Source organism: Delftia sp. PE138, from assembly GCF_018320755.1.
Taxonomy (GTDB): Bacteria; Pseudomonadota; Gammaproteobacteria; order Burkholderiales; family Burkholderiaceae_C; genus Comamonas; species Comamonas tsuruhatensis.
The window spans coordinates 101,044-118,713 of sequence record NZ_JABEPN010000001.1; the positions used below are offsets into that span (position 1 = coordinate 101,044).

General features: G+C 68.6%; 12 protein-coding genes. 7 read left to right on the top strand and 5 right to left on the bottom strand.

Annotated features, from left to right (window positions below; translation table 11 throughout):
* Positions 1 to 117 precede the first annotated feature (117 nt).
* The 3 genes from xdhA (at position 118) to HFGMBDPB_RS00430 (ending at position 5,634) form a co-directional block, all read left to right on the top strand.
* On the top strand, positions 118 to 1,731 hold the full coding sequence (gene xdhA / locus HFGMBDPB_RS00420) for a xanthine dehydrogenase small subunit (protein ID WP_016448454.1): 1,614 nt from the start codon (positions 118 to 120) through the stop codon (positions 1,729 to 1,731).
* Position 1,732: 1 nt separating this feature from the next.
* The gene (gene xdhB / locus HFGMBDPB_RS00425) at positions 1,733 to 4,159 is read left to right on the top strand and encodes a xanthine dehydrogenase molybdopterin binding subunit (RefSeq protein ID WP_016448453.1); all 2,427 of its coding nucleotides are present in this window, start codon (positions 1,733 to 1,735) and stop codon (positions 4,157 to 4,159) included.
* A 176-nt stretch (positions 4,160 to 4,335) separates the two neighbouring features.
* Positions 4,336 to 5,634 (top strand): NCS2 family permease, encoded by a 1,299-nt coding sequence (locus tag HFGMBDPB_RS00430; RefSeq protein ID WP_016448452.1) that lies wholly within the window; start codon positions 4,336 to 4,338, stop codon positions 5,632 to 5,634.
* A gap of 197 nt (positions 5,635 to 5,831) precedes the next feature.
* Here HFGMBDPB_RS00430 and HFGMBDPB_RS00435 read toward each other — a convergent pair whose 3' ends face one another.
* On the bottom strand, positions 5,832 to 6,980 hold the full coding sequence (locus HFGMBDPB_RS00435; RefSeq protein WP_212644688.1) for an anhydro-N-acetylmuramic acid kinase: 1,149 nt from the start codon (positions 6,978 to 6,980) through the stop codon (positions 5,832 to 5,834).
* Between the two features lie 104 nt (positions 6,981 to 7,084).
* A complete protein-coding gene (locus HFGMBDPB_RS00440) occupies positions 7,085 to 8,479 on the bottom strand; it encodes a peptidoglycan DD-metalloendopeptidase family protein (RefSeq protein WP_052151611.1) in 1,395 nt (464 codons plus the stop codon).
* A gap of 164 nt (positions 8,480 to 8,643) precedes the next feature.
* Here HFGMBDPB_RS00440 and tyrS point away from each other — a divergent pair, with 164 nt between their 5' ends.
* Positions 8,644 to 9,876 (top strand): tyrosine--tRNA ligase, encoded by a 1,233-nt coding sequence (tyrS, locus tag HFGMBDPB_RS00445; protein WP_047327906.1) that lies wholly within the window; start codon positions 8,644 to 8,646, stop codon positions 9,874 to 9,876.
* 152 nt (positions 9,877 to 10,028) lie between these two features.
* Here the strand turns inward: tyrS and HFGMBDPB_RS00450 are convergent, their stop codons facing one another.
* Positions 10,029 to 11,003 (bottom strand): LysR substrate-binding domain-containing protein, encoded by a 975-nt coding sequence (locus HFGMBDPB_RS00450; RefSeq protein WP_012207701.1) that lies wholly within the window; start codon positions 11,001 to 11,003, stop codon positions 10,029 to 10,031.
* 104 nt (positions 11,004 to 11,107) lie between these two features.
* Between HFGMBDPB_RS00450 and glmU the strand changes: the two genes are divergently transcribed.
* Positions 11,108 to 12,538: a bifunctional UDP-N-acetylglucosamine diphosphorylase/glucosamine-1-phosphate N-acetyltransferase GlmU gene (gene glmU, locus HFGMBDPB_RS00455; protein WP_070080840.1), complete on the top strand. Its 1,431-nt coding sequence runs from the start codon at positions 11,108 to 11,110 to the stop codon at positions 12,536 to 12,538.
* A gap of 94 nt (positions 12,539 to 12,632) precedes the next feature.
* Positions 12,633 to 13,490, top strand: coding sequence for a sensor histidine kinase (locus tag HFGMBDPB_RS00460; RefSeq protein WP_016448447.1), 858 nt, complete (start codon positions 12,633 to 12,635; stop codon positions 13,488 to 13,490).
* Positions 13,491 to 13,515: 25 nt separating this feature from the next.
* On the opposite strand, the gene HFGMBDPB_RS00465 is transcribed toward HFGMBDPB_RS00460, so the two are convergent.
* Both HFGMBDPB_RS00465 and HFGMBDPB_RS00470 read right to left on the bottom strand, forming a co-directional pair.
* Positions 13,516 to 14,640: a GGDEF domain-containing protein gene (locus HFGMBDPB_RS00465; RefSeq protein WP_016448446.1), complete on the bottom strand. Its 1,125-nt coding sequence runs from the start codon at positions 14,638 to 14,640 to the stop codon at positions 13,516 to 13,518.
* A 217-nt stretch (positions 14,641 to 14,857) separates the two neighbouring features.
* Positions 14,858 to 15,373, bottom strand: a complete 516-nt coding sequence (locus HFGMBDPB_RS00470) for an Lrp/AsnC family transcriptional regulator (protein WP_016448445.1) — start codon at positions 15,371 to 15,373, stop codon at positions 14,858 to 14,860.
* A 137-nt stretch (positions 15,374 to 15,510) separates the two neighbouring features.
* Here HFGMBDPB_RS00470 and glmS point away from each other — a divergent pair, with 137 nt between their 5' ends.
* Complete coding sequence (gene glmS, locus HFGMBDPB_RS00475) at positions 15,511 to 17,430, top strand: glutamine--fructose-6-phosphate transaminase (isomerizing) (protein WP_046238518.1); 1,920 nt, start codon at positions 15,511 to 15,513, stop codon at positions 17,428 to 17,430.
* Positions 17,431 to 17,670: the final 240 nt, after the last annotated feature.

The window sequence follows — 17,670 nt, forward strand, 5'->3', positions numbered from 1 at the left end:
ACTTACGCAAGCAAGAACGCAAACACGCCATCGCCACAGGGCCAGCGGCTTTCTTCCTCGGAATTTGCGTAAGTCGTGATCCGAACAGTCCACGCACCAGCAGTTGCCCCCACGAGCATGAGCCAGAGCCCCAGTTCCCAACCCATCCGCTTCTATCACCGCGGCCAGATCGTCGAGGTACAGGGGCCGCATCCCACGCGCTCGGTGCTCGACTGGCTGCGCGGCGACGCGCGCTGCACCGGCACCAAGGAGGGCTGCAACGAAGGTGACTGCGGCGCCTGCACCGTGGTCATCGCCGAGCTGGCCGAAGACGGCGCGCCCGACGCCGTGGGCGGCCTGCAGCTGCAGACGGTCAATGCCTGCATCCAGTTCCTGCCCACGCTGCACGGCAAGGCGCTGTTCACGGTGGAGGACGTCAAGGGCCAGTGCGCCGGCAAGCAGGGCTGTGCCACGGGCAAGCCCGCAGGTGGTGCCGAGCTGCACCCCGTGCAGCAGGCGCTGGTGGACTGTCACGGCTCCCAATGCGGCTTTTGCACGCCGGGCTTCGTGATGTCGCTGTGGTCGGCCTACGAGCACCACCAGCAGGCCGGCACGCGTCCCTCGCGCCAGCAGCTGGCCGACGAGCTGTCGGGCAATCTGTGCCGCTGCACGGGCTACCGTCCCATCCTGGACGCAGGCCAGCGCATGTTCGACCTGCCCGCCACGCGCATGGCCACCGAACCCGTGGTGCAGGCGCTGCAGGGCCTGCGCGCGCAGGATGCCGGCCTGGACTACGCCGCTCCCAACGCCGCCCAGGGCGGCCGTGTGGACAGCTTCCACGCTCCGCGCACGCTGGACGAGCTGGCCGCCGTGTGCGAGACCAAGCCCCGCGCGCGCCTGCTGGCAGGCTCCACCGATGTGGGGCTGTGGGTGACCAAGCAGTTCCGCGACCTGGGCGACATCGTCTATGTGGGCGACGTGGCCGAGATGAAGCGCGTCGAGGAGCGCCGCGGCGCGGGCAGCCTGGACGGCGGCGAGCTGTACATCGGCGCCGGTGCCTCGCTGGAATCGGCCTGGTCGGCGCTGTCGCAGCGCTTCGAGGGGCTGACCGATGTGTGGCTGCGCTTTGCCTCCGTGCCCATCCGCCATGCGGGCACCATGGGCGGCAACGTGGCCAATGGCTCGCCCATTGGCGACTCCCCGCCCGTGCTGATGGCGCTGGACGCGCAGATCGAGCTGCGCAAGGGCGCGCGCGTGCGCCGCATGCCGCTGCATGACTTCTATCTGGACTACATGAAGAACCAGCTGGAACCGGGCGAGTTCGTGCAGGCACTGGCCGTGCCGCTGGACGCTGCACGGCGCCAGACCCGTGCCTACAAGATCAGCAAGCGCTTTGACTGCGACATCTCGGCGCTGTGCGCAGGGCTGGCCATCGAGCTCGATGGCGAGGTGGTGAAGTCCGCGCGCCTGGCCTTTGGCGGCATGGCCGCCGTGGTCAAGCGTGCGGCCCTGGCCGAGGCGGCCATCGTGGGCCAGCCCTGGGACCAGGCCGCAGTGAAGGCCGCCCAGGCCGCGCTGGCCCAGGACTTCAAGCCCATGTCCGACATGCGCGCCAGCGCCGACTACCGGCTCAAGGTGGCGCAGAACCTGCTGCAGCGCCTGTGGCTGGAGACACGTCCGCAGCAGCCGCTGCCGCTGCAGGCCACCAGCGTCTGGAGCGTGATGCCCCACGCAGTGCACCAAGGAGCCTGAAATGAACCGCCCCATCGACCCTTCCCTGCTGCACTCGTCCGAGGCCTTTGCGCATTACCTGAAGAACACCGCCTTCCGCGTGGACGAGCGTGCCGAGGCCGGTGCCCACACCCAGGGCCAGCGCGTGGGCATCAGCCGCCCGCATGAGTCGGCCCATCTGCATGTGGCCGGCGAGGCCGCCTACATCGACGACCTGCCCGAACTGGACGGCACGCTGCACTGTGCGCTGGGCCTGTCGCCCGTGGCCAATGGCCGGCTCAATGCGCTCAGGCTGGATGCCATCCGCGCCATGCCCGGCGTGGTGGCCGTGCTCACGGGCGAGGACATTCCCGGCGTCAACGACTGCGGCTCCATCATCCACGACGACCCCATCCTGTGCAGCGGCGAGATCCGCTACCTGGGCCAGCCGCTGTTCGCCGTGATCGCCGAAAGCCGCGAGGCGGCGCGCCTGGCTGCGGCCCAGGCCAAGGCGGCGGCCGACATCACGGCCGAGCCGCCCGTGCTCACGCCCCAGCAGGCGCATGAGCTGGGCCAGTACGTGCTGCCGCCCATGCACCTGGCGCGCAGCACGAATGAAGGCGGCGCGCGCCGCGCCATGGACGAGGCGCCGCACCGCCTGAAGTCATCGTTCTACGTGGGCGGCCAGGAGCAGTTCTACCTGGAAGGCCAGATCAGCTACGCCATCCCCAAGGAGGACGGCGCCGTCCACCTGTACTGCTCCACCCAGCACCCCAGCGAGATGCAGCACCTGGTGGCGCATGCGCTGGGCGTGGCCTCGCACGCCGTGCATGTGGAGTGCCGCCGCATGGGCGGCGGCTTCGGCGGCAAGGAGTCGCAGTCTGCCCTGTTCGCCTGCGTGGCCTCGGTGGCCGCGACGCGGCTGCGCCGCCCCGTCAAGCTGCGCCTGGACCGCGATGACGACTTCATGATCACGGGCCGCCGCCACTGCTTCTGGTACGAGTACGAGGTGGGCTACGACGACGAGGGCCGCATCCTCGGCGCCGAGATCTCCATGGTCTCGCGCGCCGGCCACTCGGCCGACCTGTCCGGCCCCGTGATGACGCGCGCGCTGTGCCACTTCGACAACACGTACTGGCTGCCCGATGTGTCCATGCACGGCTACTCCGGCAAGACCAATACGCAGAGCAATACGGCGTTCCGCGGCTTCGGCGGCCCGCAGGGCGCGATCGCCATCGAGAACATCATGGAGACGGTGGCGCGCGAGCTGGGGCGCGACGCGCTCGATGTGCGCCGCGTCAACTTCTACGGCAAGACCGAGCGCAATGTCACGCCCTATAGCCAGGTCGTGACCGACAACGTGATCCACGAGCTGGTGGCCGAGCTGGAGACCTGCAGCGACTACCGCGCGCGCCGCGATGCCATCGCCGAATTCAACGCGGCCAGCCCCGTGCTCAAGCGCGGCCTGTCGCTGACGCCGCTCAAGTTCGGCATCTCCTTCAACGTCAAGCACTTCAACCAGGCCGGCGCCCTGGTCCATGTCTACAACGACGGCTCCATCCTCGTGAACCACGGCGGCACCGAGATGGGCCAGGGCCTGAACACCAAGGTGGCCCAGGTCGTGGCGCACGAGCTGGGCGTGGGCTTCGGTCGCGTGCGCGTCACGGCCACCGACACCACCAAGGTGGCCAACACCTCGGCCACGGCGGCATCGACGGGGGCCGACCTCAACGGCAAGGCCGCGCAGGACGCGGCGCGCCAGATCCGCGAGCGCCTGGCCGCCTGCGCCGCAGAGCGCCATGGCGGCCGCGCGGAGGACGTGCGCTTCGCCAACGACCAGGTCCACGTCAACGGCAAGGTGCTGGACTTCAAGGCCGTGGTGGGCGAGGCCTACATCGAGCGCGTGCAGCTGTGGTCCGACGGCTTCTATGCCACGCCCGGCCTGTCGTGGAACAAGGACACCATGCAGGGCCGGCCCTTCTTCTACTACGCCTACGGCGCCGCCGTGAGCGAGGTGGTGGTGGACACGCTGACCGGCGAATTCAAGCTGCTGCGCGCCGACGTGCTGCACGATGTGGGCCGCTCGCTGAACCCCGCCGTGGACGTGGGCCAGGTCGAGGGCGCCTTCATCCAGGGCATGGGCTGGCTGACCACGGAGGAGCTGGTCTGGCATCCGCAAAGCGGCAAGCTCACCACGCACGCGCCCAGCACCTACAAGATCCCGACGGCCAACGACTGCCCGCCCGTGTTCAACGTGCGGCTGTTCGAGGGCGACAACTTCGAGGACTCCATCCACCGCAGCAAGGCCGTGGGCGAGCCGCCGCTGCTGCTGCCGTTCTCGGTGTTCTTCGCCATCCGCGATGCCGTCTCGGCCGCGGGCGGGCACCGCAGCAACCCGCCGCTGCAATCGCCGGCCACGCCTGAATCCATCCTGCGCGCCATCGAGGCCGTGCAGGCCGCCGGGAGCTGAGCGGACCGGCGCCGCCCCCTCATTCCTTGAATCCGCGCGCAGCGATGCGCGCAACCAGGTCCATGGCCGCCCGGCAGGGTGCCATGCCTTGTGCCGGCCTGGACAGCCGGTGCTCAACCCTGGGCGCTTTCACAACCGTTGCGCCCCGCATGCGAAAACAACACGGAGACAATGCGATGAACTGGATGGAACGGGTGTTCAAGCTCAGTGAGCACGGCACCAATGTAAGAACCGAGCTGGTCGCGGGCCTGACGACCTTTCTGACGATGGCCTACATCATCTTCGTCAATCCCTCGATCCTGGGGGATGCGGGGATGCCCAAGGGGGCCGTCTTCGTGGCCACCTGCCTTATCGCGGCGCTGGGCACGACCATCATGGCGCTGTACGCCAACTATCCCATCGCGCTGGCGCCGGGCATGGGCCTGAACGCCTATTTCGCCTACGTGGTGGTGCTGCACATGGGCTTCACCTGGCAGGCCGCGCTGGGCGCGGTCTTCGTCTCGGGCTGCCTGTTCCTGCTGGTGACGCTGTTCGGCCTGCGGGAGCTGATCATCAAGGGCATACCGCAGTCCATACGCATAGCGATCACCGTGGGCATCGGCCTGTTCCTGGCGCTGATCGCGCTCAAGAGCGCGGGCATCGTCGCCGCATCGCCGGCCACCTTCGTGACCCTGGGCGACCTGCACAAGCCCGAAGTCATCCTGGCCTCGCTGGGCTTTCTGATCATCGTGGTGCTGGACCGCCTGAAGGTGCCGGGCGCCATCCTGATCGGCATCGTCGTGGTCACCGTGGCCTCGTTCTTCTTCGCGGGCAACGAGTTCCACGGCGTGTTTTCGGCGCCGCCCTCCATTGCACCCACCTTCCTGCAGCTGGACATCAAGTCCGCGCTGACCGGCGGCATCCTCAACGTGGTGCTGGTGTTCTTCCTGGTCGAGCTGTTCGATGCCACGGGCACGCTGATGGGTGTGGCCAAGCGCGCGGGCCTGCTGGTGCCCAGCCGCATGGGCCGCTTCAACCGCTCGCTGCTGGCCGACAGCGGTGCCATCTTCGCGGGCTCGCTGCTGGGCACCTCCAGCACCACGGCCTACGTGGAAAGCGCGGCCGGTGTGCAAGCGGGTGGCCGCACGGGCCTGACGGCGCTGACCGTGGCCGCGCTCTTCCTGTGCTGCCTGTTCCTGTCGCCCCTGGCCGGCGTGGTGCCCGGCTACGCCACGGCGCCCGCGCTGTTCTTCGTGGCCTGCCTGATGCTCAAGGAGCTGACCGAGATCGAATGGGGCGAGACCACCGAGGCCATCCCCGCTGCCGTCACGGCCCTGCTCATGCCCTTCACCTACTCGGTGGCCAATGGCCTGGCCTTCGGCTTCATCACCTATGCCGTGCTCAAGCTGTTCACGGGCCGTTCCAAGGAAGTGCACTGGATGGTGTGGCTGATCGGCGGCGTCTTCCTCTTCAAGTTCGTCTATATAGGCGGATAGCACCCCCTGAGGCGCTTACGCGCCTTCCCCCGTATGCACGGCGCCCTCTCTCGCTTCGCGGGAGGGGGACGACGCCCTCGCCGCGAGGCGGCTCTTGCTCGGCGTCCCTGCTTTTGGGCCGCGCCAGTTTCATAGGCTTTGGGCTCAGGCAAGATGTTTGGTGGGCCCATGCTTGGCGGATGCCTTGCATGGTTTTTTTATGCGGGGTGGATGGCGCCCAGGATGCGCGGGCCGCGTGCGCCTGTGACGGCCGGCAGGTTGCCGGGCAGGCCCAGCAGGGCCTGGCGCGCCAGCCAGGCGAAGGCGGCGGCCTCCACCTGCTGCGGCGGCAGGCCGCGCGCGGCCGTGGTGTCCACGGCCACGCCGGGCAGCAGGGCGGCGATGCGCTGCATCAGCTGCGTGTTGAAGGCGCCTCCGCCGCAGACCAGCAGCTCGCCGCCGCCACGCCCGAAGCGCTGCACGGCACCGGCGCAGGCGCGGGCCGTGAATTCGGTGAGCGTGGCCTGCACGTCGGCGGGGCGGGCATCGGCGGCGCTGGTTGCACTGGCGGACAGATGGCCGGCCAGCCAGTCCGTGTGGAACAGGTCGCGCCCCGTGCTCTTGGGCGGCGGCTGCTGCAGGAAAGGCTCGGCCAGCAGGCGGTCGAGCAGGGCGGGCAGCACCTGGCCCGTGGCCGCCCACTGGCCGCCGTCGTCATAGGGCTGGCCCGTGTGCGTCTGGCACCAGCCGTCCATCAGCGCATTGCCGGGGCCGCAGTCGAAGCCCAGCACCGTGCCATCGCCGGCCAGCACGCTGAGATTGGCGATGCCGCCGATGTTGAGCACCAGTACCGTCTCGCCGGGCCGGCCGAACACGCCCTGGTGGAAGGCGGGCACCAGTGGCGCACCCTGGCCGCCAGCGGCCACATCGCGGCTGCGCAGGTCGGCCACCACGGCAACGCCGCTGAGCTCGGCCAGCAGGGCCGGGCTGTTGAGCTGCAGCGTGTAGCCCATGCCGTCGAACATCTGCGGCCGGTGGCGCACGGTCTGGCCGTGGGCGCCGATGGCGGCGATCTGGCCGGGCCTCAGGGCTGTGGCCTGCAGCAGCTCCCGCACCACCTCGGCATAGCTGCGCGCCAGCGCATTGGCCGCCAGCGCCGCGCGGTGCAGCTCGTCGCGGCCCTCGGGGGTGTTCAGGGCCAGCAGCTCGGCGCGCAGCGCGGCATCAAAGCCACGGCTGGCATGCCACAGCACCTGCGTGCCTTCGGCAAAGTCCACGAGAACGCCGTCCACCCCGTCGAGCGAGGTGCCGGACATCAGGCCGATGCAGTAGCGGTGGGCGATGGGGGAGGGGGCTGGCTGGTTCATGCCGGCAATGGTAGCCCTGCAGGACCCCGGGGCTGGCGATCACAAAAGGATGCGTCTGAAACAACAAAGGCTGCCAGGGCAGCCTTTGGAGGGGGGTGCAGTGCTCAGCGCTCGGTGGCCAAGGCCAGCGCCTCGTTCGATGCCTGCAGCTCGATGCGCATCTGCGCGGCCATCTTGTCGAAGGCGGCGCGGCCGGCCTTGGAGACGGGGCGGGCGGCATCGGTGGCCTGGACGATGGTCATGGGGTCGCGGTGCTCGCCATTGACGCGGAACTCGAAGTGCAGGTGCGGGCCCGTGGCCCAGCCCGTGGAGCCCACGTTGCCGATGATGTCGCCCTGTTCCACGCGCTGGCCGCGCGTGACGCCGATGTGGCTCAGGTGGGCATAGACCGTGGTGTGGTTGTTGGCGTGGTCCACGAAGATCACGTTGCCGTAGCCGTTCTGCACTCCCGCGAAGGAGACGGTGCCGTCGCCCACGGTGCGTACCTTGGTGCCCGTGGGCGCCGCGAAGTCCGTTCCCAGGTGGGCTCGCCAGGTCTTGTGGATGGGGTGCATGCGCATGGCAAAGCCGCTGCTGATGCGCGAGAACTCCACGGGCGAGGTCAGGTAGGCCTGGCGGCGGCTCTTGCCGTCCATGGTGTAGTAGTCGCCCTTGGCCTTGCCTTCGTCCTGGAACCACAGGGCCTGCACGACCTTGCCGTTGTTGTGGAACTCGGCGCTGAGCACGCGGCCCGCGCGCAGCGGCTCGCCATCGGCTTCCAGCGATTCGTAGACCACCGAGAAGCGGTCGCCCTTGCGCAGGCCGCGGCGGAAGTCCACGTCGCCCTGGAAGATGTCGGCCATCTGCATGGCCACGGCGTCGGGAATGGAGGCCGCATCGGTGGCGGCGAACAGCGAGCTGCGGATGATGCCGCCGGCCAGGCGCGGCGAGGCGGTCAGCTTGCCCGTCTCGATGCGTGTGCTCAGTTCATTGTTCTTGCGCTCGACCACGAGGCGGCGGAAGCTGCCGTCCTCGTCGGGTGCCCAGCGCACGGTCAGCAGGGACAGTTGGTGGTCGGGCGTGGTCTCGGCCGTCACCAGGCGGCCGGCGCGGCCCAGCACATGCTGGCGCACCTGGTCGTTGCCGCGCATGAAGGCGGCGGCGGCCGGATCGGCCACGCCCAGGCGCTGCAGCAGGGTTTCGGCCGTGTCGCTGCCACGCGTGTATTCGGAACGGTACAGGGACATGCCCTGCACGCTGTCGGTCAGCTCGGCCAGCGTCTGGCCCTCGGCCAGCGATTCCACGGGCGTGGACAGCATGCGCACCGGCAGGTCGGCAGGATCGGGTCCCAGGTTGGCCACGGCGAAGGCGCCGCCGCCGCCCGTGAGCAAGATGGCTGCCAGTGCCGCGGTGACACGCTGGGGGTGTTGCTGGATCACGGAGGTCAGCCGCGCAACAAGAGCACCGCTGGCATGGTTCAAGCCATATTTCACAACATCAGATCCTTGGGTTGCGCGCATCCGGCCTGGGGGCCGGACAGCATCGCAGCGGCGGGATACGCTCTCCAGACGGGCAACAAGTCCGCGCTCTGTGGTGCGGAAAGGCGGGCGTCTAGAATTCGCCGCAGCGGGAAAATCCCCGGAGTATACCGACGCGGTCCTACGCGGCCTGGCGAAAAACCCTTATGAATCAATCTGCTGTTACAACATACCCGGTCACTGAAGGTGTAGGCCAAGCGCTTGAAATCACCCTGCGCGGCGTGGATGAACTGCTGCCCCAGGCCGACTGGGTGCAGAAACTGGCCCGCTCCGAGGCCACGGGCGTGCCGCTGCGCATCAAGCTGGGCCTGGATCCGACGGCGCCCGACATCCATCTGGGCCACACCGTGGTGCTCAACAAGATGCGCCAGCTGCAGGACCTGGGCCACCAGGTGATCTTCCTGATCGGCGACTTCACCACCCTGATCGGCGACCCTTCGGGCCGCAACAGCACGCGCCCGCCGCTGACGGCCGAGCAGATCAAGGTCAATGCCGAGACCTACTACACCCAGGCCGCCAAGGTGCTGGACCCGGCGCGCACCGAGGTGCGCTACAACAGCGAGTGGTGCGACAAGCTGGGCGCGCGCGGCATGATCGAGCTGTCGGCCAAGTACACGGTGGCCCGCATGATGGAGCGCAACGACTTCCACCAGCGTTTCACCGACGGCAGCTCCATCAGCCTGCACGAATTCCTCTACCCGCTGCTGCAGGGCTATGACTCGGTGGCGCTGCGCGCCGACCTGGAAATGGGCGGCACGGACCAGAAGTTCAACCTGCTCATGGGCCGCCACCTGCAGCAGGAATACGGGCAGGACACGCAGTGCGTGCTCACCATGCCGCTGCTGGTGGGCCTGGACGGCGAGCACAAGATGTCCAAGTCCAAGAACAACTACATCGGCATCACCGAGGACGCCAACACCATGTTCGCCAAGGTGCTGAGCATCTCGGACACGCTGATGTGGAACTGGTACACCCTGCTGTCATTCAAGAGTCTGGCCGAGATCGCCGCGCTCAAGGCCGAGGTGGAAGGCGGGCGCAATCCCAAGGACGCCAAGGTGCTGCTGGCCAAGGAAATCACGGCGCGCTTTCACAGCGCGGCGCTGGCCGATGCGGCCGAGCAGGATTTCAACAACCGCAGCAAGGGCGGCATTCCCGACCAGATCGACGAGGTCAGCCTGTCGGGCGCGCCGCTGGGCATCGGTGCCCTGCTCAAGCAGGCCAACCTGGCGCCCTCGACCAGCGAGGCCAACCGCCTGATCGACGGCGGCGGCGTGCGCGTGGACGGCACGGCCATCAGCGACCGGGGCCTCAAGCTCGAAGCCGGCACCTATGTGGTGCAGGTGGGCAAGCGCAAGTTTGCGCGCGTGACGCTGGGCTGATGCCCGCGCCGGGCCATGCGCCCGGCTGCACAGGAATGAAGGACGCCGGCATGCCCGCGTCCTTTTTTCATCGCCGGGCCGCCCCAAGATGAAAACGACCCCCTCGGGGGGGCGCGGACCTTGCGCAGCAAGGGGAGCGTGGGGGTTATTTTTCAAGCCGGGGGCGATTCGACGGTTTCGCGCGTGACCTCGGCCTGCTCCTGCAGCCACCGGCAGAAGGCGGCCACCTCGGGACGCGCGGCGCTGCGCGGGCCCACGATCAGCCAGTAGGCCAGCGGCGATTCCAGCCGGTGCGCGGGCAGCACCTCGACCAGGTCGCCAGCCGCCAGCGCATCGGCCACCAGCGGCAGCCGTGCAATGGCCAGGCCCTGTCCGGCCAGTGCGGCTTGCACGATCTGGTGGGCGTAGTTGAAGTACAGCCAGCGCGGCGGCTGCAGCTGGTCGCAGCCCTGCACGCCGAACCAGCGCTGCCAGCCCAGCCACTCCAGCTGGGGCATGCGGTGGGCGTCGCCGGTCTCGATCAGCGTGTAGCGGGCCGCGTCGGCCGGCGTCCTGAGCGGCGGGCCGCCGGCCAGCAGGCGCGGGCTGGCCACCACGGCCAATTGCTCGCCGAACAGGCGCTGCGCCTGGGGCCAGCCGTCGCCCGCACGGCCGTAGCGCAGGGCCAGGTCCACATCGGTGGTGTCCAGGTCCATCACGGTGTCGCTGGTGTCGATGCGGATGTCGATATCGGGCCAGGCGCGCTGGAAGGACTCCAGGCGCGGGATCAGCCACATGGCGGCAAAGCTGGCCCAGGTGGTGATGGCCACGCTCTTGCGGCCCACGGTCTGGCGGATCTGGCGCACCGAGGCGTCGATCTGCTCCAGCGCGGGCGCCACCGAGCGCAGCAGCTGGGCGCCGGCCCCGGTCAGCTCCACGGCGCGCGTGTGACGCAGGAACAGCGGCACGCCGACTTCATCCTCCAGCGACTGGATCTGGCGGCTCACGGCCGACTGCGTCAGCGACAGCTCGTCGGCGGCCGCGCGGAAATTCAGGTGCCGGGCCACGGCCAGGAAGGCACGCAGATGGCCGGCTCCGATGGCGCGTGTGCGCAGCAGGGGAACGGGTGCAGTGGTGGCATGGGGCATGGCGCCGCCAGCATACGTCAATCGTGTGACCGGCCGCAGCCCTTGGCGGACAGATAATTGGCGGCGTTGCCGGCACAGGTTCTGGCGTTTTGGATGAATCACCTATGACAGCACCTCTGGATCTCGTCATCATGGCCGCGGGCAAGGGCACGCGCATGAAAAGCCGCCTTCCCAAAGTCCTGCAGCGCCTGGCGGGGCGCCCGTTGCTGGGCCATGTGCTTTCCACGGCGGCGCAGCTGGATGCGCGCTCGGCCGTGGTGGTCACGGGCCACGGCGCGGACCAGGTGGAGCCCGCCATGGCGGCGGCCTGCCAGGGCGGCTCCATGGCGCTGAAGTTCGTGCGCCAGGAGCCGCAGCTGGGCACGGGCCATGCGGTGCAGCAGGCCGTGCCTGCGCTGGCGGGCGACGGCATGGTCATCGTGCTCTCGGGCGATGTGCCGCTGACGCAGGCCGACACGCTGCGCGCCCTGGTCGATGCGGCCGATGGCCAGCGGCTGGCGCTGCTGACCGTGCGCCTGCCCGATCCCACGGGCTACGGCCGCATCGTGCGCGGCGAAGACGGCACGGTGCAGCGCATCGTCGAGCAAAAGGATGCCAATGACGCCCAGCGCGCCATCCAGGAAATCTACAGCGGCATCATGGCCGTGCCGGCCCGCCACCTGGCCGGCTGGCTGGCCCGCCTGACCAATGACAACGCCCAGGGCGAGTACTACCTGACCGACGTGGTCGCCATGGCCGTGGCCGACGGCGTGCCCGTGGTCGCGCACTGCATTGCCGACCCCGTGCAGGTGGCCGGCGTCAACAGCCCGCTGCAGCTGGCCGAGCTGGAGCGCGCCCACCAGGGCGCCCAGGCCCGCACGCTGATGGAGCAGGGCGTGCGCCTGGCCGACCCCGCGCGCTTTGACCTGCGCGATGACCCGCGCACCGGCCGCGCGGCACGCCTGGTCTGCGGGCAGGATGTGGAGATCGACGTGGGCTGCATCTTCAGCGGCCATGTGGAGATTGGCGAAGGCGCGCGCATCGGCGCCTATTGCAGCATTGCCAACGCCACGATTGCGGCGGGCGCCGTCATCCATCCGTACACGCATGTCGATGGCGAGAAGGCCGGCGTCAGCGTGGGCGAGGGCGCCCTGGTGGGCCCGTTTGCGCGCCTGCGCCCCGGGGCGCAGCTGGGCCGCGAAGTGCACATCGGCAACTTCGTCGAGGTCAAGAACTCCGTGCTGGCCGATGGCGCCAAGGCCAACCACCTGGCCTACCTGGGCGATGCCACGGTGGGCGAGCGCGTCAACTACGGCGCCGGCTCCATCACGGCCAACTACGACGGCGTGAACAAGCACCGCACGGTGATCGAGGCCGACGTGCACATCGGCAGCAACTGCGTGCTGGTGGCGCCCGTCACCATTGGCGCGGGCGGCACGGTGGGCGGCGGCTCCACGGTCACCAAGAGCACCGAGCCCGGCGTGCTCACGGTATCGCGGGGCAGGCAGGTGAGCATCACCAGCTGGAAGCGCCCGGTCAAACTGCCCAAGTCCTGAGACTTCCGAGACACGTGGGCTCGAGGGCCCGCATCGCCGGCGGGTCCCGTACGGGGCAAGCCGATTTTCCGAATCTCCTGACCCTGTCCATGCCATGACGGAACCTTTCGCCCACCCTCCGCCCGACCCTGCCGCCGACCTGCAAGGCCCGCCCCGCACGCTGCAGGACGCGCTGGAGCGCCTGGCCCAGCGCGAGCAGGAGCTGCAGGCCCTGCGCGCCGCGCAGCAGGAATGGCTGCACGCGGTGTCGCACGACCTGCGCGCGCCGCTGCGCCATGTGCTGTCCTTCGGCCCCCTGGTGGACGAGCTGCTGTCGCAGGCCGCGCCTTCGCCGCAGGAACTGCAGGAGGCACGCGGCTTCCTGCAGACCATGGACCAGTCCGCCCGACGCATGGGCGGCATGCTCGACGGCCTGCTGGCCCTGGCGCGCGCCGCCCGCACGCCCATGCAGTGGCAGCCCATCGCCTTGCAGGAACTGCTGGAGCAGGCGCGCACGGCGGTGCTGGCGCAGCCGCGCTGGGCGGCCTGCGGCGCGGCGGCGCGGCTGCAATGGAGCCTGCCGCAGCAAAGTCCCGCCGTGCGTGCCGACGCGGCCCTGCTGCGCCAAGTGCTGGAGGCGCTGCTGGACAACGCCGTCAAGTTCACCCAGCCCGTGGCCCAGCCGCGCATTGCCATCGATGTGGAGCGCCATGCCGACGGCGGCATCACGCTCAGCGTGACGGACAACGGCGTGGGGTTCGACCCCTCGCGTGCGGGCGCGCTGTTCGGCATCTTCCAGCGCATGCACCGTGAGTCGGAGTTTCCGGGCCTGGGCACGGGCCTGGCCCTGGTGCGCGGCGTCATGCGCCGCCACGGCGGCGAGGCCACCATCCGCGCCACGCCGGCGGGCGGCTGCAGCGTATGCCTGAACTGGCCCGGCGGCGAAGTGCGGCGCACGGATCGCGGGCTCTGAGTCTGCCTGCCGCTGGCGCCAGCCCTCAGATCAGCGTGTCGTCCGGCTCGGGCTGGTGTGCCTGGCGCGAGGCCTCGCTGCCCGCGTCCGTGCCCGACCTGGTGGGCGCGCTGCCGGCCATCAGCGGCGCAGCAGGTATCACCTGGTCGCGCCCGGCGTCCTTGGCGCTGTAGAGAGCGCTGTCGGCCGCATTGATCCAGTCCTTGACCGACAGAAAGCTGGGGTCCGCCGCCGCCACGCCAATGCTGGCGCTGACGCGCAGATGCGGGTGCTCGCGCACGCGCAGCTGGCTCAGCTGGTTGCGTATGCGCAGGGCCACCGCATAGGCATCGTCCAGATGGGTGTGCATGCACAGCACGGCGAATTCATCGCCTCCGTAGCGGCCGGCCGCGTCATGCGATCGCAGGCAGTGCCGGATGGTCAGGCCGATGGCCTGCAGCACCTCGTCACCCACGGTGTGCCCAAAGCTGTCGTTGATGCGCTTGAAGTGGTCTATGTCCACGATCAGCAGGCAGGCCGAGGTCTGCGTCTGCCGGTAGTCGCGCAGCGCGGCGCGCGCCTTCTGCCACCAGTAGTCGCGGCTGTACAGCGTGGTCAGGGGGTCGATGCGGCTGAGCACCTGCAGCTTCACGTTCTGTCGTGCCAGCTTGCGCACCAGCTGGCGCGTGGACCAGCTGGAGAACACGCTGTGCAGCAGGAGCAGGGGCAGCATGCTCAGCTGCACTGCCAGGCTGGCCTCCCACTCGGGCGCGGGCCGCAGCAGCAGGGCCCCCGCGGCGGCGGCCAGGAAGGTGGCGAACAGCGATTGCAGCCAGCCGTCGCGCGTGGCCGTGTGGTTGCGGTCTGCAATGCTGATGGCCAGCAGCGCAATGCTGGGCAATGCACAGAAATGCATGACGGGAATCCAGCTGCCGATGATCAGCGCATCTATCTTCAGATTGGCGTGTTCGGCGCGGTGGCTGTCACGGCTGTGGCGGGCGTGGAGAAAGGCGATGTGCGGCCAGACCAGGGCGCTCACCAGCACAAAGCCCCAGACAGCCGTGCTGGCGCCCAGCTCGGTCATGGTCGTGCCCACGACGAGGCCACCCAAAGCCATGCTGGAGACGCGCAAGGGATAGGTGCGGCGATGGATGCGCTGGCGCAAGGACATGGCGGTGCGAGCCGAGTGCGCGCCGATTGCCTAGCGCGTCAGAAAGTGTTGTTGCATCAATTTGTATCATTGTCCCCGTGCGTGCGCAACGCCTTAAAGTCCAACGTTGCCCAAAGTTGGCGTTCGGGACACATTGCAGGCTTGCTGTCCTACGCAGTCCCGCCGCCGCGCAGTTTCCTGATGCGCACAATTACTCGCAAAATCAAGCGTCCTGGCCTCATTGGGCGCCTGTTCCGGGATTTGCCGGCGGCAGCGGCATGGCGGTGGAGAACTTGGCGCGCCTGACGCTGAAAAAACTCTTGACATTGCGCACGTTGGCGTCGCCCGTGAATAGCGCCCGGCTCAACTCCAGGTAGGCCGGCATGTCGGGCGCGGCCACCACGAGGATGAAATCAGGCCCCGCCGATACGCGCCAGCACTGCTGCACGGCGTCCAGCGCCACGGCGCGGCGCTCGAATCCGTCCAGCGCGTCACTGTCCTGGCGGTCCAGCGAGACCTCCACAATGGCCTGCAGCCCATGGCCCAGGGCGGCGGCCAGGCGTTCGGGCTGCAGGATGGCCACCTGCCGCTCGATCAGCCCGGACTCCTGCAGCCGCCGCACGCGGCGCAGGCAGGTGGGCGGCGACAGCTGCAGCAGCGCGGCCAGTGCCTGGTTGCTGCGGCTGCAGTCTTCTTGCAGCAGCTGCAGCAACTGCAGGTCGGTAGCGTCCAGCTGAATGGAATTTTGGTTCATTTTGTTATTTATATTGAAATAATATTTCTTGAATGCCTGATGATGAAATATTAATTCAATAGATAAGGAAATCTGGAGAGAAATTTCTTTTCAACCTGCGTAGCATCCGTCGTCATCTCGAAACAAGGAGCTTGTCCATGTGTGGCATCGTCGCAGCGGTTTCCTTCCGCGATATCGTCCCCGTTCTCGTCCAGGGCCTGCAGCGCCTGGAATATCGCGGCTATGACTCCTGCGGCGTGGCCGTGCAGGCGCTGGACGCACAGGGCGTGCACAGCCAGGGCCTGCGGCGCGCCCGCTCCACGGCGCGCGTGGCCGAACTCATGGACCAGGTGCAACAGGACAAGGTCATCGGCCACACCGGCATTGCCCACACGCGCTGGGCCACGCATGGCGAGCCGGCGGTGCGCAACGCCCATCCGCATTTCAGCCACGGCCCTGGCGTCTCGCCCGTGGCCGACACCGACCAGCCGGCCCGCGTGGCCCTGGTGCACAACGGCATCATCGAAAACTACGAAGCCCTGCGCGCCGAGCTGCAGTCCAAGGGCTATGTCTTCGCCAGCCAGACGGACACCGAGGTCATCGCCCATCTGGTGGACAGCCTCTACGGCGGCGACCTGTTCGAGGCCGTGCAGGCCGCCACGCAGCGCCTGCATGGCGCCTTTGCCATCGCGGTCATGCACAAGGACGAACCGCAGCGCGTGGTGGGCTCGCGCGCCGGCTCGCCGCTGATCCTGGGCGTGGGCCAGGATGGTGCCGAACACTTCCTGGCCAGCGACGCCATGGCCCTGGCCGGCGTGACCGACCAGATCGTCTACCTGGAAGAGGGCGACATCGTGGACCTGCAGCCTGGCCGCTACTGGCTGGTGGGCAAGGGCGGCGAGCGGCTGGCGCCCGAGCAGCGCCCCGTGCGCACCGTGCACGCCCACAGCGGCGCGGCCGAGCTGGGTCCCTACCGCCACTACATGCAAAAGGAAATCTTCGAGCAGCCGCGCGCCATTGCCGACACGCTGGAAGGCGTGCAGGCCATCGTGCCCGAGCTGTTCGACGGCGTGGCCTCGGACGGCAAGGCCGGCACTTCGGCCTGGCGCGTGTTCAAGGAGATCGACCGCGTGCTCATCCTGGCCTGCGGCACCAGCTACTACAGCGGCTGCACTGCCAAGTACTGGATCGAGTCGCTGGCCGGCCTGCCCTGCAGCGTGGAAGTGGCCAGCGAATACCGCTACCGCACCAGCGTTCCCCATCCCAAGACCCTGGTCGTCACCATCAGCCAGTCGGGCGAGACCGCCGACACCCTGGCCGCGCTGCGCCATGCCCAGAACCTGGGCATGAAGCACACGCTGACCGTCTGCAACGTGGCCACCAGCGCCATGGTGCGCGAATGCGAGCTGGCCTACATCACGCGCGCCGGCGTGGAGATCGGCGTGGCCTCCACCAAGGCCTTCACCACCCAGCTGGCAGGCCTGTTCCTGCTGACCCTGGCCCTGGCCCAGTCGCAAGGGCGGCTGAGCGAGGAAAAGGAGCAGCAATACCTGGCCGCCATGCGCCACCTGCCCGTGGCCCTGCAATCCGTGCTGGCGCTGGAGCCCCAGGTCATCAGCTGGTCCGAGGACTTCGCCAAGCGCGAGAACGCGCTCTTCCTGGGCCGTGGCATCCACTACCCGATTGCGCTGGAAGGCGCGCTCAAGCTCAAGGAAATCAGCTACATCCACGCCGAGGCCTATCCGGCCGGCGAGCTCAAGCACGGTCCGCTGGCCCTGGTGGACAGCGCCATGCCCGTGGTCACGGTGGCGCCCAATGACGAGCTGCTGGAAAAGCTCAAGAGCAACATGCAGGAAGTGCGTGCGCGCGGCGGCGTGCTCTATGTGCTGGCCGATGCCAAGACCAACATCGAAAGCAGCGAAGGCATGCACGTCATCCGCATGCCCGAGAACTACGGCGCGCTCAGCCCCATCCTGCACGTGGTCCCGCTGCAGCTGCTGGCCTACCACACGGCTTGCGCACGCGGCACCGATGTGGACAAGCCGCGCAACCTGGCCAAGAGCGTGACGGTGGAGTGAGGCGGGGGCCGGGGTAGGGCGCAGGCCGTGGCCTGCCCTGGTCCTTCGTTGCCCCCTGTGCGAAATGTCCGTCGGACACCCGGCGGCTGGCCTACCTGCGGTGTCGCAACATGGGGCTGCGCACGCTCTGGCCGGTCCTACGGCTGAGCCGCATGTCCGGGCCCACACTGGTTACCAGCGCAGTGCATATCTGCGCTGCAGTCGGGCGCTTCGTTTGACGCGCCTCTTTGACCACCATGT